Below are 13,036 nucleotides of genomic sequence, written 5' to 3'. Positions count from 1 at the left end.
GTTGGCTAAACGGTTTACCCTGAGTCATCATCCTTACCAGACGCACTACTGCCATGGCCTCAGACGGACGTTGGGTCAACCTTCGTGTCAATAGCTGCCATCGCCTCTTTATAATGCTTACGGCACACTGAAACGTAACTTTCATCCCCGCCAATAACAACCTGCGCGCCATCGTGCAGCGCGTTGCCATTTTCATCTAAACGCAGATTACGGTTTGCCTTACGGCCACAATGGCAAATCGTTTTGAGCTCAACCAGCTTGTCCGCCCAGGCCAGTAAATATTCACTGCCCTCAAAAAGCTCGCCACGGAAATCCGTCCGCAGCCCATAACAAAGCACAGGAACATCCAGATCATCTACAACGTCTGTGAGCTGCGATACCTGCGACTTGGTAAGGAACTGGCACTCATCTATCAAAACGCAGCTCAGACGCTGTGAGCGGTTCTCCTGCGCTATCAGATTAAAGAGCTCAGTGTCTTTATTATAAAGCTCTGCATCGGACGACAGCCCGATACGGGAGCTGACTTTCCCGACGCCAAAACGATGATCTAATTCAGCAGTCAGTACCAGCGTACGCATACCACGTTCTTGATAATTATATGAAGATTGCAACAACGAGGTAGACTTACCGGCATTCATTGCCGAGTAATAAAAATAAAGCTGAGCCATGAAACAGTGACCCCATATTGTATTGGATGGCATAAAATTTCGGCGGCTATTGTACCACACGCCAGCCAGCCTATAACAATAAGTAGAAAGGGATTCTCCCCTTCCGGTCGATGTGACATTGCATTTGAAAAAAACACAGAAACTTACAAACAGAGATTATAAAAGCATTAGATGATAATTAGTTAACGTTACTCATTACCGGCGGATGTACTCCTTATATGTTACAGGATCGGCATAATTCAATTGTCTATACATTAATGGGTGATCCCATGGAGATCCAATGTATTGATCATTCACCGCGCAGGATCTTCGCGCTCTCTTTTGCCATATCTTTACATTGAATGTCTTCACTTATCCTTTAATTTTGTGAACAATCGCATGCTTATAAAACTCCTTATGAAAAGCAACAATAACCCCTGGCAAAGTATTGAAACGCGGGTTATGACCCCCAGATAAATAGCCGGTCTGGCCCCAACTATATTTTGATACGATAAACATTGTTTGCTTTAAATGCGTAAATTAAGGTCAGGCAAACAAATTGGCTATTGCAGAATAGCAAAGAGCATTCTATTATTAACCAAACGCCCCCCACCAATATAATTCGAGACTAGTATAATGAGCGAAGCATTAAAGATTCTGAACAACATCCGTACTCTGCGTGCGCAAGCAAGAGAATGCACTCTGGAAACTCTGGAAGAGATGCTGGAAAAATTAGAAGTTGTTGTGAACGAGCGTCGCGAAGAAGATTCTCAGGCAGCTGCTGAGATTGAAGAGCGCACACGTAAACTGCAACAATATCGCGAAATGCTGATTGCTGACGGTATTGATCCTAACGAATTGCTGCAAACTATGGCTGCTACTAAAGCAACCGGTAAAGCAAAACGTGCAGCACGTCCTGCTAAATACAAATACGTTGATGAGAACGGCGAAAACAAAACCTGGACCGGCCAGGGCCGTACTCCTGCTGTAATCAAGAAAGCAATCGAAGAGCAAGGTAAATCACTGGACGATTTCCTGCTGTAATTGTCCTTATTAACAGCAATGTTAATACAAAAAGCCCGTCATCACTGACGGGCTTTTTTTTACTTTTAAAATCGCGCGTTTTCTCATTCGCAATTCACGCTTTTAAAACTATGCTAAGCAGTAAATTAGGATGATTAAATAACCATCAGAATAAGCTGAATTCATAAAAAAGGCCGCCCGCGGGCAGCCTTCAGTGAAAAAACATACTCAGACCTGATAGAACCCGCGATACCAGTCAACAAAGTTCTGCACGCCCTGCTCTACCGGTGTTTCAGGCTTAAAGTTAATAGCCTTATACAACGGCGCTGTATCAGCGCTGGTGTCTTTTACATCACCTGGCTGCATTGGCAGCAGGTTTTTATCCGCCGCCGTGCCCAGAGCCTTCTCCAGCGCGCTGATATACGTCATCAGCTTAACCGGATTGTTATTACCGATATTATAAACAGCGTATGGCGCAGAGCTGCTTGCCGGAGAACCGTCTTCTACCGTCCACTCTGCATCAGGCTGCGGGATAACATCCTGCAAGCGCACAATCGATTCGGCGATATCATCGATATAAGTGAAGTCACGGTACATTTCGCCGCGGTTATAAACATCAATACTCTGCCCGGCTATCATGGCTTTGGTAAATTTAAACAATGCCATATCCGGGCGGCCCCATGGACCGTATACGGTAAAGAATCGTAATCCGGTCGTAGGAATGCCATAAAGATGTGAATAAGTATGAGCCATTAATTCGTTGGCTTTTTTGGTCGCGGCATATAATGAAACCGGATGATCTACAGAATCTTCCGTTGAGAAAGGCTGTTTTTTGTTCAGGCCATAAACCGAGCTGGAAGAGGCATACAACAAATGCCCGACGTTATTATGACGACAACCTTCAAGAACGTTAACAAAACCGATGAGGTTAGAATCGGCATACGCTAAAGGGTTTTCGATGGAATATCGGACACCAGCCTGCGCAGCCAAATGAATAACGCGCTCAAAACGCTGTTCTGCAAACAATGCCGCCATACCTTCACGGTCAGCCAAATCCAGCTTAATAAAGGTAAAGCCGTCTTTATTCTCAAGCTGAGCGAGCCGGGCAAGTTTGAGATTGACGTCATAATAGTCATTCAGATTATCAAGACCGACAACTGAATGGCCTGCCGCCAGCAAACGTTGTGACACAAAGAACCCAATAAAGCCCGCTGCGCCGGTTACCAGATATTTCATGAAGTCTCCTTACAAAACGGGATTGATTGATGCACCACGGCCAATGCCATAGTAAGTAAATCCGCGTTTTTCCAAACGTTCCGGATCGTATAAATTACGACCGTCAAAAATGACCGGCTCTTTCAATGCCTTTTTAATGGCATCAAAGTCTGGCGCGCGGAAATTCTGCCACTCGGTACAAATAATCAACGCATCGGCATTTTGTAATGCGGACTCTTTTGTCCCCATCAATTCCAGATCGTCACGCTGACCGTAAATACGCTGAGTTTCATTCATCGCTTCCGGGTCATACGCTTTGATTTTTGCACCGGCAGCCCAGAGCTGTTCCATTAATACACGGCTGGATGCTTCACGCATGTCGTCGGTATTTGGTTTGAATGACAGGCCCCAAAGCGCAAATGTTTTGCCTTTCAGATCATCACCAAAGTGGCGCTGAATGAACGTTGGCAATTTATATTTTTGCTGATAATTGACCTGCTCAACGGCCTGAAGCAGTTTTGGCTGGTAGCCAATGTGTTCAGCTGTACGGATCAGCGCCTGAACGTCTTTCGGGAAACAGGAACCGCCGTAACCGCAGCCAGGATAAATAAAGTGGTAACCAATGCGGGAATCAGAACCAATGCCCTGACGCACTTTTTCGATATCTGCACCCAACATTTCGGCCAGATTGGACATCTCATTCATAAAGCTGATTTTGGTTGCCAGCATACAGTTTGCAGCGTATTTGGTCAGCTCTGCGCTGCGGATATCCATCAGGATCATACGATCGTGATTGCGGTTGAACGGCTCGTACAGCTCGCGGATAGGGTCAATGGCATCCGGATTATCCGTGCCAATAACGATACGCTCAGGTCGCATACAGTCAGCCACTGCCGCGCCTTCTTTGAGGAATTCAGGGTTGGACACCACGTTAAAATCGATATCAACACCGCGTTCTTTCAGTTTCTCCGTCATCACGGCGCGAACTTTATCGGCGGTGCCAACAGGAACGGTGGATTTATCAATGACCACTTTAGGTTCCGTCATGTGCTCGGCAATGGTGCGCGCCACAGCCGTCACATATTTCAAGTCTGCGGAGCCATCTTCATCCGGAGGTGTACCGACAGCAATAAACTGAACCGTTGCGTGCGCCACGCCTTCAGCCGCATTGGTGCTGAACAACAAACGCCCCGCTTCATAGTTCTGCTGAACCAGCGGCGTTAAACCTGGTTCGAAAATTGGGATCTGCCCATTTTTCAGGTTTTCTACCTTTTTAGCATCAACATCGATGCACAATACTTCATGCCCGACTTCAGCAAGAACCGCCGCCTGAACAAGTCCGACGTAACCGATACCAAAAACTGTTACTTTCATCAGCGAATTCCTATTTGTTATTTATAATCAACGCAAAATAGACAGCCAAAATTCCGAACAGGATTATACCAGTTTCAGCCGCGCGTGCCGCTGGAAAGGCATATTTTGCATAAGATAGGTCTTAGAAGAAGGGGATAAAATAGAAAGGCAAAATAACCTGCGGAAAAAATACTCAATATTATGAAGACATTGTTATTAATACGTCAGAATTTGCTCACTCAACTGAGAGCATTAATCTCAGACGTCCACCCGATCCCCACACCTGACACTGCCACGCCTCACAACGCTGACTGATCTGATTGGAATACGTTGCGCCGGTGGTGCCCAGCGGAACGCCATTACTGAGCTGTATCATATTTGTCCCGGTATTTACGTTAGCGTGTAATCCTGCAGACACCAGAATGAGGTTTTTTTGTTCAGCGTGATAATAACCCAGCAATAACGGAAATTGTCCGTCGAGATTGGCTTGTTTGAATACATGATTCACTTGTTTGAGTAACGTCGACATTTGCGGTAAACGCTGATGCTGATTACTCAAATGTTCCCGCAACAAACTGTTGAAAATAGCACGCAGTAATAATGCCGCGAGAACGCCATTTTCATTTGCACGCGTCACATCCAGGCAATAAAAACCCAAATCTTTCGAAGACAGCGCCGCAATATCGAGCACCAGACCCGGTTTATCCGCCGTGGTCAGTTGCCGGTAATTAATCCGGCAATGCGCCAGCGTTTGCTGAACCGGTGGCTGCAGCTCCTGCAATAAACGCTGTGCCTCGTTGGGATTACGGCACAGCGCTTCCCAGTCCTGGACCAGCGAACTCTCCTCCATCGCCTGCGAAGAAAACAGTTTGGGATATAAAGAAGAGAGCAGCGCCTCGCGTAAACGCTGAAGATCGTTAATCGGTTTGAGCAGAACATCTTCGACGCCAAGCCGCAGCATCGACGCCACGTCGGTCATTTTATCGGTCGCGGAGATCACCAGAACGGGGATTTTATTGCCCTGCAATCTTAAGTTTTCGACAAACTCCATGCCACCCATTTCGGGCATCGCTAAATCGCAGAGGATGAGATCAGGGGGATAATCTTCGACCAGAGACAACGCCTCCAGCCCATTTTGCGCTTCTGTAAAGGTGGCACCCAGGGAACTTACATAACCAGCAAGGATAGATCGAAAAACCGCTTCGTCTTCAACGATGAGAATATGCTTGCTTGTAAGTGGCTTGTCCATCAGGGTCCCCCAGAATTTCTTATTCTAATAGTGGCTCATAAAGCCTGTTTCTGCTTGGCAGAATTGTCAGATTCCGGCAATCACATTTTAAACCATTCAGAACTGTCTATTTTTTATCAGGGGCAGCAAATGCTCTCTTTGCTTTTCAACGGCGAGGCGTCCGGCCTCAATCGCTTCTTCAGCGCGGTGAAAATCCAGCGTCGAGATTTGCGGACAATAAGGCTGGATCAGCACATCCGGCGGATCCCCTGCCATACGGTTACGTTTGAGCCGGTTTTCCAGCACCTGAATGGAGGTGGACATAATCTCCATCGCCGACGGGCTGACATTCGGTTTTCGCGCGTTTGGCCGGGTCAGGCGCTGACGAATTCTGTCACGCCAGCTCAGATCTTTCTCAGTATCCAGTGCTTCGCCCGTAGGTTGTACGGTCAGTAAATCTTGCTGCATCAGATGGGCGTCATGCTGCAAATCGACGGCAATCACAATATCCGCCCCCAAAGCGCGGGTCAGCGAGATTGGCACCGGATTCACCACCGCGCCATCGACCAGCCAGTAACCGTTGTGCCATACCGGTGCCAGCAGGCCTGGCATGCTACAGGACGCGCGAACTGCCTCCGGCAAATCCCCTTTGGTCAGCCACAGTTCGCGCCCGGTGCTTAGATTTGTCGCCACCGCTCCGAATTTCTTCGAACACTTTTCAAAATCCGTGATGCGGATAATCTGCCCGACGGCGTTAAACACACGTTCGCCGCGCAACAGGCCACCGCGTTTCCAGGAGAAATCCATCAGCCGCAGTACGTCCCAGTAACTGAACGAACGCACCCAGCTTTCCATCGACGGTAACCGGCCACTGACATACGCCGCGCCCACCAGCGCACCGACGGAACATCCGGCCACCACATCGACTTCGATATCCATGTCTTTAAGGGCATTGATCACACCGATATGTGCCCATCCTTTTGCTGCGCCGGAGCCTAACGCGAGGCCAATGGTGACTTTTCTGCTCATCTGATGACCTTAATATTGCGCAATAGTGAAGAATCGGCCGGGAAGCGCGTTGTCACCCGGCAAGTTTGTTAGGTAACATATCACTTTGGTGCATTCAATAGCGCAACCTGCGCACCGGCAGCCGATTCAGGAGTTCCCGTGTCACAACTTTGCCCTTGTTGCAGCAACCTTTCCTATGAAGAATGCTGCCAGCCATACCTTTCCGAGACAAAAGTGGCGCCCACTCCGTCTGCCTTGATGCGTTCACGGTACACTGCGTATGCAATGCAAAATGCGAGTTATCTGATCGCCACCTGGCATCCGGACTGTCAGCCCGAACAATGGCGCAGCAGTTTACAGGAAGGCTTCGCCAATACGCACTGGCAAGGATTGCAGGTTATTGCGTCGCAGGACGGACGTGATGAAAACGAAGGCTTTGTCGAGTTTGCGGCGCGTTTCACCGAGCCCGATGATGAAAAAGTTCATCTCATCCATGAACGCTCGCGATTTCTTCGTTTGAAAGATCGCTGGTACTATATCGACGGAATCAAACCGCAGACAGGTCGCAATGACGCCTGCCCGTGCGGATCGGGTAAAAAATATAAGAAGTGCTGCGGTAAATAAACCGGCTGCTTAATTAATACGAGAATTCGACAGGATCCACACCCTCATGCCGCAACAGAACGTACAAACTAAGGTGTTACGCACCATTTGCCCTGACGCAAAAGGTCTGATCGCCAAAATCACCAACATTTGCTACAAACACGAACTCAACATCGTGCAAAACAACGAATTTGTGGATCACCGCACAGGACGCTTCTTCATGCGTACCGAGCTGGAAGGGATCTTCAACGACAACACGTTGCTCGCCGATCTGGACAGCGCGCTGCCTGCCGGTTCAGTGCGTGAACTCAACAGCACCGGGCGTCGCCGCATCGTGATTCTGGTCACCAAAGAAGCGCATTGTCTGGGTGACCTGCTGATGAAAGCGGCTTACGGCGGTCTGGATGTGGAAATTGCCGCGGTTATCGGTAACCACGATACGCTGCAAACACTGGTTGAGCGTTTTGATATTCCGTTCCATCTGGTCAGCCACGATGGCCTGACCCGCGAACAACATGACAGCGCCATGATTGCGCAAATCGATCAATACCAGCCTGATTATGTGGTTCTGGCGAAATACATGCGCGTCCTCACGCCAGGTTTCGTCCAGCATTACCCGCATCAGGTGATCAACATTCACCATTCGTTCCTGCCGGCTTTTATCGGTGCACGTCCGTATCATCAGGCTTACGAGCGTGGCGTGAAACTGATTGGTGCCACGGCGCACTACGTTAATGACAATCTGGACGAAGGTCCGATCATCATGCAGGACGTTATCAACGTCGATCACACCTATACCGCTGAAGATATGATGCGTGCTGGCCGGGACGTTGAGAAAAATGTGCTCAGCCGCGCGTTATACCGCGTGCTGGCGCAGCGCGTATTTGTTTACGGTAACCGCACCGTTATTCTGTAATCCGCGCGCCTGACGGTGCTTTTCGCTCAGAGAAGCACCGTTAAGGGCAAAAAAACCGCAAACGAACTTTTTTATCGCTTTCAGCGCTTTACACATCCGTTTCATTTGGTATTATGCGCCCCGTTCGCAGCTAACCGCTGTAACGAGAAATCATCCATGTAGCGCATGATGATTTTAAAAGAGTAAAGACCACGAAAATTGTGGTGGGGTTCCCGAGCGGCCAAAGGGAGCAGACTGTAAATCTGCCGTCATCGACTTCGAAGGTTCGAATCCTTCCCCCACCACCATCTCAAGTAGTTCGCTTTGCCTTCCGGTAAAACCCAAAAATCAAATAAAGCACAAGCCGGGAAGGATAGAGAATCTTCGACCCGAAGGTTCGAGCCGGGCGAAGCGAGACAACGTTGCGCAGCAACGGCCCGAAGGGCGAGGCCGCAGGCCGAGTCATCCTTCCCCCACCACCATCTCAAGACTCATCCCTGAGTCTCTTCTCCCAAAAGCACCTTTCCAGATTCCAATTCAAACCTGAACAAAATGTCCTGCTGATACTTCCTGATACTGCCTTTGCGGCGGAATAAAACCATTATCGCGCACCGGGCTTTTCAGCTCATCGACCTGCATCTGCCGTTTCAACATTCTGCGCGACGGATCCGGCACCGGCACTGACGCCATCAGTTTGCGCGTATACGGATGCTGCGGATTATCGAATATCGCCGCACGCGGGCCGATCTCAACAATTTCCCCCAGATACATGACCGCCACGCGATGACTGACCCGTTCCACCACCGCCATATCGTGCGAAATAAACAGATACGACAGATTCATGCTTTCCTGCAAATCGAGCAGCAGATTAACCACCTGCGCTTTCACCGACACATCCAGCGCGGAAACCGACTCGTCGGCCACAATCACTTTGGGATCCAACGTCAGCGCACGGGCGATACAAATTCGCTGACGCTGACCGCCTGAAAATTCATGCGGAAAGCGACGCAACATATCCGGCGACAACCCGACTTTTTGCATCAGCGACGCCGCTTTTTCCCGCGCATCGCTGCGGTTATGCAGTTTGTGTTGCAGCATTGGTTCGATCAGCGCGTCGCCAATGCGCATACGCGGATTCAGGCTGGCAAACGGATCCTGAAAAATCATCTGGATGCGCTGACGCATTTGCAAAATATCGCGTTTACCCAGATTCATCACATCAAAACCGTCGAAATTAATCGCGCCGCTGTGCGGCTTCAGCAAACGCGTCACGGCGCGGCCGGTCGTCGATTTTCCGCAGCCGGATTCCCCGACCAGTGAAAGCGTTTCGCCCTGGAATAATTCGAAGCTGACGTTTTCAACCGCGTGAACCGCGCCGACCTGACGGCTGAATACGCCCCCATATACGGGAAAACGCGCGCTCAGATTCTTCACCGATAGCAGCGGCGTCAGCCCGGCATCGACCGTTCCGGCCACTTCTTGAGGCGTATTCGCCTCACCGGTTTGCAGATTGATTTGCGGGAAACGCAGCGGCCAGTCGCGGCCGCGCATCGATCCGAGTTTGGGCACGGCGGCCAGCAGCGCACGGGTATAAGGATGTTGCGGGCGATGGAAAATATCCTCCGTCGCCCCGCTTTCCACCGCTTCTCCGCGGTACATCACCAGCGTCCGGTCGGCGATTTCCGCCACCACGCCCATATCGTGCGTGATAAACAAAACGGCCATGCCCTCTTCTTCCTGCAACGTTTTGATCAAGTCCAGAATCTGTCCCTGAATCGTCACGTCCAGCGCCGTTGTCGGTTCATCGGCAATCAGCAGTTTGGGTTTCAGCGCAAGCGCCATGGCAATCATCACGCGCTGACGCATCCCGCCGGAAAACTGATGCGGATACTCATCAAACCGTTTTGCCGCATTGGGAATGCGCACCTTCTCCAGCAGTTTCAGCGTTTCCGCCCGTGCCTGAGAAGAGGACATTCCCCGGTGACGTTTCAGGCTTTCGGCAATTTGCCGCCCGATGCTGAACGTCGGATTGAGCGACGTCATTGGTTCCTGAAAAATCATCGCCATCTCATTGCCGCGAATATCACGCATCTCCTTATCCGATAACGCCAGCAAACTGCGCTGATTCAGCCGTACTTCTCCTTCAATCTGGCTGCTTTGCGCCTTGAGCAAACGCATCACCGACAGCGATGTAACGCTTTTTCCCGAGCCGGATTCGCCGACAATCGCCAGCGTTTCGCCGGGATAGACGTCAAACGACAAATCGCGCACCACCGGCAGCCAGTCGTCTTCCCCGCGAAAGGACGTGGTCAGATGCTTAACGCTCAGCACGGGCTGACGGTTTTGCGGCTCGTTCATCTTATTTGCTCCTTGCCGACAGCTGAACCTGCGGCACATAGCTGAAATCGCGGTCGAACGGGAAAGTTTTACGCGCCTTGCGGTTACGCGGAAGACGTTCGACGAACTGATCGACCACGCCGTTTGACAGCGCCATCAGATTCGGGCTGGCAATCGGCGCCAGCTCCGGCGACAGATAACCGGATTTCACCACCACGATATCCGCGGTATGCGGATCCAGCTCCAGGACTGTGAAATCGCTGATGTTGTGATACGGACGACGGCGCGCCGACACGACCACGTCAATGCCGCCAGTTCGCAATACCGCCTGACGGTCAGCCGGTGCCAGCGCATCGAGCAGGAAAATCACCTCAAACTCGCCTTTCACCTGCGGGCTGGAGTGATCCAGCGAAGCGCCCAGCGTCAGCGTTAATACCGATCCCACACCGGCGTTGAACGCCGCGTCGGTCGCAGGCGCGTCAGCAATCCCGGCTACCACCACATTTTGCGCATACTGTTTGATCAATTCCTGCAACACGTCCGCACGATCACCGACGCCGCCGCCGGTCGGGTTATCGCCGGAATCTGCCAGCACCACCGGACGGGTTTCACAGGCAATCGCTTTGCGCACGCAGGCTTCCACCGTATCGGTTTCACAACCGAACACGAAATCTTCACGCGCATCCCAGTAAGCCTGCGCCAGAGTTGTTGCCTGAACTTCGAGCGCCGCACGGTCAGTACCGGTCATGATCACCGCCGCCGTCGCACGCGGTTCATCGGCCCAGACGTAACCGACCATCAGCGAACTGTCCCACACGCCGTCCACTTCATCCATTTCCGGCAGACGGGCATACAAACTTTTCGCCGGTTCATCTTCTGTGCTGGTACGTTCGCCCGGCAGCACAACCGGCACCGGCACCCACAGCAGCGTCGGTTTTTCGCCGGTTTGCAGATGTTTCACTAACATGGCAACCGAGCGGCGCATGGTTTCTTCCACGTCGATGTGTGGCGCGGTGCGGTACGTCGAAAACATATCAATCGCATCGATAATTCGCTGCGAAACATTGCCGTGCAAATCGTAACTGACGCTGATCGGGCAGTCCGGCCCGACGGCTTTGCGCGCAGCGGCAATCCAGTCGCCTTCCGCATCTTCCAGCCCCTCGACATACATCGCGCCGTGCATCGCCAGATAGAGGCCATCAAACGGTTTTTGCGCTTCCAGCCCGGCCAGCATTTCCGCTTTGAATTTGTCGTAAGTCGCCCGCGCGACCGGCCCGCCGGCAATGGCGCGGGCGTGGATTGTCGGCAAAAACGTCGCCGGATAATCTTGCAGGAAACGAAAACGCGGCGACGCCAGCAGCTGCGCGTCACGAACAACAGTGAAATCCTTTTCCTCGTTGAGAACCGGGTTGTAAGTGCTGCATTCAATATGAATACCGCTGACAGCTATACGCATGTTGATGATTCCTCAGACTGGCTTCAGGCCGACAAGAAAGCGGTGCGCAGCAATGCTTGCCGCCGCGCGCGCCCAGGTGTCGTCGTTTAGGGTGAAAGTGCGAACCGGCGTTTTCCCGGCGTTACCCGGCAACACGTTGGCTTCGATAGATTGCTGAACCACGGTGCCAAACAGGCCGGAAAAATCCGCGTCCTGATGGGCAATCAGGATCATGTCCGGGTCGTTAATCTGAATAAGATGGGATATCGCCAGGCCGAGCGCAGAACCGGCGCGATGCAAAATGCGGATCGCCGCGCTGACGCCCTGCATCGCCTGTTGTTCCAGCCCGCCGATGGTGGTGGCATCCAGCCCTTCGGATCTGGCCATTTCAGCAATCGCATTGAGTGAAGCCAGCGTGTCCAGACAACCGCGCTTTCCACAGCGGCACGGCGAACCGTTGAGCTCCAGCGTGCAGTGGGCAATTTCCCCGGCACCGCCGTGCAGCCCGCGGTGCAGTTTTCCGGCAATGAAATGCGCGCTGCCGATCCCCGCACCGTGGCTGACCAGCGTAAAACTGCTCAGATCACGCGCCTGACCGAAGTTTTTCTCACTCACCGCCAGCGCTTTGGCATCGTTCTCAATCGCCACATCCATGCCGGTGGCCTGCGCAATCAGCTTCGCCAGCGGCACATCGCGCCAGCCCAGCAGCGCCGACTGCACGCAGGTGGACTGATGTTCATCAATCAGGCCCGATAACGTCACCCCGAGCCCGACCATTTTTTTGGCCGCTTCAGGATGCGGTTCAAGCAAGTCCGGCAGCGCCTGTGCGATGTTTTCTGCCAGCCGCTGCGGGTCGGAATCAGCCGCAAATGACACCCGTGAGAGAATTTCGCCGTGCAGATTGATCAGCGCCATCTGCGCCGGATTTTGCAGCAAAGAAACCCCCGCAAACCACGCGCCGTCCGGGTGAACCACAAGGCGCACCGACGGCCTTCCCTGCCCGCTGCCGGGCACCGTTTCGGCTTCATGCAGAAAACCGGCGTCGATCATCTCGCGAACCACGCCGCCTATCGCCGCCTTGCTCATTCCCGAAAGCTGCGCCAGCTCTGTGCGGCTGATGCCGCCGGAGGCATTGACCGCCCCCAATATCTGACGTTGCAAAGTTGTTAGCATATTCGTTTCGCTGCTCTCAGTTTTGGCTCATCTGCATTGACATTAAACGGTAAAAATGGATATATCAATGCCAATTAGTTCACAAAATAAACTAAATGTTTCGATATAAGTATTTCATA

General features: G+C 51.8%; 11 protein-coding genes, 1 tRNA gene and 1 other RNA gene. 5 read left to right on the top strand and 8 right to left on the bottom strand.

Features of this window, described 5'->3' with window-relative positions:
- Nucleotides 1–59: 59 nt before the first annotated feature.
- A complete protein-coding gene (locus tag J1782_RS06985; protein WP_217152716.1) occupies nt 60–668 on the bottom strand; it encodes a thymidine kinase in 609 nt (202 codons plus the stop codon).
- Nucleotides 669–1,283: 615 nt separating this feature from the next.
- Here J1782_RS06985 and hns point away from each other — a divergent pair.
- The gene (gene hns, locus J1782_RS06980) at nt 1,284–1,691 is read left to right on the top strand and encodes a histone-like nucleoid-structuring protein H-NS (RefSeq protein ID WP_013575950.1); all 408 of its coding nucleotides are present in this window, start codon (nt 1,284–1,286) and stop codon (nt 1,689–1,691) included.
- 207 nt (nt 1,692–1,898) lie between these two features.
- On the opposite strand, the gene J1782_RS06975 is transcribed toward hns, so the two are convergent.
- The 4 genes from J1782_RS06975 to rssA form a co-directional block, all read right to left on the bottom strand.
- On the bottom strand, nt 1,899–2,906 hold the full coding sequence (locus tag J1782_RS06975; protein ID WP_165057115.1) for an NAD-dependent epimerase: 1,008 nt from the start codon (nt 2,904–2,906) through the stop codon (nt 1,899–1,901).
- 9 nt (nt 2,907–2,915) lie between these two features.
- Nucleotides 2,916–4,259, bottom strand: coding sequence for a UDP-glucose/GDP-mannose dehydrogenase family protein (locus tag J1782_RS06970; RefSeq protein WP_152325909.1), 1,344 nt, complete (start codon nt 4,257–4,259; stop codon nt 2,916–2,918).
- Between the two features lie 214 nt (nt 4,260–4,473).
- The gene (gene rssB / locus J1782_RS06965; protein WP_152325908.1) at nt 4,474–5,487 is read right to left on the bottom strand and encodes a two-component system response regulator RssB; all 1,014 of its coding nucleotides are present in this window, start codon (nt 5,485–5,487) and stop codon (nt 4,474–4,476) included.
- Nucleotides 5,488–5,583: 96 nt separating this feature from the next.
- Nucleotides 5,584–6,495 (bottom strand): patatin-like phospholipase RssA, encoded by a 912-nt coding sequence (gene rssA / locus J1782_RS06960; protein ID WP_152325907.1) that lies wholly within the window; start codon nt 6,493–6,495, stop codon nt 5,584–5,586.
- Nucleotides 6,496–6,633: 138 nt separating this feature from the next.
- On the opposite strand from rssA, the gene J1782_RS06955 reads away from it, so the two are divergent.
- The 4 genes from J1782_RS06955 to J1782_RS06940 all read left to right on the top strand — a co-directional run bounded on the left by J1782_RS06955 (nt 6,634) and on the right by J1782_RS06940 (nt 8,454).
- Entirely contained in the window at nt 6,634–7,098 is a 465-nt protein-coding gene (locus J1782_RS06955) for a YchJ family protein (protein WP_152325906.1), read from the top strand.
- 46 nt (nt 7,099–7,144) lie between these two features.
- Nucleotides 7,145–7,993, top strand: coding sequence for a formyltetrahydrofolate deformylase (purU, locus tag J1782_RS06950; RefSeq protein ID WP_101076920.1), 849 nt, complete (start codon nt 7,145–7,147; stop codon nt 7,991–7,993).
- Nucleotides 7,994–8,195: 202 nt separating this feature from the next.
- A tRNA-Tyr gene (locus J1782_RS06945) sits at nt 8,196–8,280 on the top strand.
- Between the two features lie 44 nt (nt 8,281–8,324).
- Nucleotides 8,325–8,454, top strand: a non-coding RNA gene (locus J1782_RS06940) — RtT sRNA.
- Between the two features lie 55 nt (nt 8,455–8,509).
- Here the strand turns inward: J1782_RS06940 and J1782_RS06935 are convergent.
- The 3 genes from J1782_RS06935 to J1782_RS06925 are packed head-to-tail and all read right to left on the bottom strand — an operon-like array spanning nt 8,510 to nt 12,917.
- Nucleotides 8,510–10,330: an ABC transporter ATP-binding protein gene (locus tag J1782_RS06935; protein WP_217152715.1), complete on the bottom strand. Its 1,821-nt coding sequence runs from the start codon at nt 10,328–10,330 to the stop codon at nt 8,510–8,512.
- 1 nt (nt 10,331) lies between these two features.
- On the bottom strand, nt 10,332–11,765 hold the full coding sequence (locus tag J1782_RS06930) for a M81 family metallopeptidase (RefSeq protein ID WP_152325904.1): 1,434 nt from the start codon (nt 11,763–11,765) through the stop codon (nt 10,332–10,334).
- A gap of 12 nt (nt 11,766–11,777) precedes the next feature.
- Nucleotides 11,778–12,917 (bottom strand): ROK family transcriptional regulator, encoded by a 1,140-nt coding sequence (locus J1782_RS06925; RefSeq protein ID WP_217152714.1) that lies wholly within the window; start codon nt 12,915–12,917, stop codon nt 11,778–11,780.
- Nucleotides 12,918–13,036: the final 119 nt, after the last annotated feature.

Source organism: Rahnella sp. BCC 1045 (genome assembly GCF_019049615.1).
Lineage (GTDB): Bacteria > Pseudomonadota > Gammaproteobacteria > Enterobacterales > Enterobacteriaceae > Rahnella > Rahnella contaminans.
Note: the sequence above shows the minus strand (reverse complement) of the source record. Positions and strands in the feature narration are given on the sequence as shown.